Raw genomic sequence first — 627 nt, forward strand, 5'->3', positions numbered from 1 at the left:
CGTGAACAGAGGCTGGTGTCACAACATAGTTGAGAATAACCCCCGACAAAGTGACCAGCATATGGACTTTAAAACCATAGAACCAAAGGTTTTAGCGGCATTATACCCAATATCAGCGACATCATTGAAAATCTTGGCGCTATGATTGCGAATAGGCTGGCAAAGCGGTAATGGAAAACTGTCCATAATCACAATAGTATTTGGCGAGATTGCCACACTCAAGTCTTGTCGAATGAGTTGAAGCAACCAAATCAATTGTTTTGTTCGTCTATTAAAGCGACTTCTTTCTAGTAGTAAGTTATGACCAAAGAAAAGGTGACAAATCCTGTGAAAACGGCGTTGTGATGTTATCCCTAACTCAGCTTGAAGTAGTAATAACACAAGAAGGGATTCATCTGAAACTTTGGCTAAACCGATATTACGACGATGTTTCAACGAATCGGGGCAGTAGGTACGATAAAATTGGGAACCGATTTGAGATAATTGTTTGATATTCCATTGTAAATGATGGGATTTAGCGGTATACTGTAAGTGGCTCCTTAGGACTACCTCCTGTTTGTTTTATCACTTACAGTATAGTCCTTTTGGGCTTTTTATTGTTGTTGAAAATCAACTAGCACCACGAGT

1 pseudogene is annotated in these 627 nt (G+C 39.6%); it reads right to left on the reverse strand.

The annotated features are described in order from the left end of the window. Positions 1–492: pseudogene (locus ACMZ6U_RS10655) on the reverse strand (IS982 family transposase); the annotation flags it as partial. Positions 493–627 lie beyond the last annotated feature (135 nt).

The organism is Streptococcus pluranimalium (assembly GCF_047785745.1).
Classification (GTDB): Bacteria; Bacillota; Bacilli; order Lactobacillales; family Streptococcaceae; genus Streptococcus; species Streptococcus pluranimalium_B.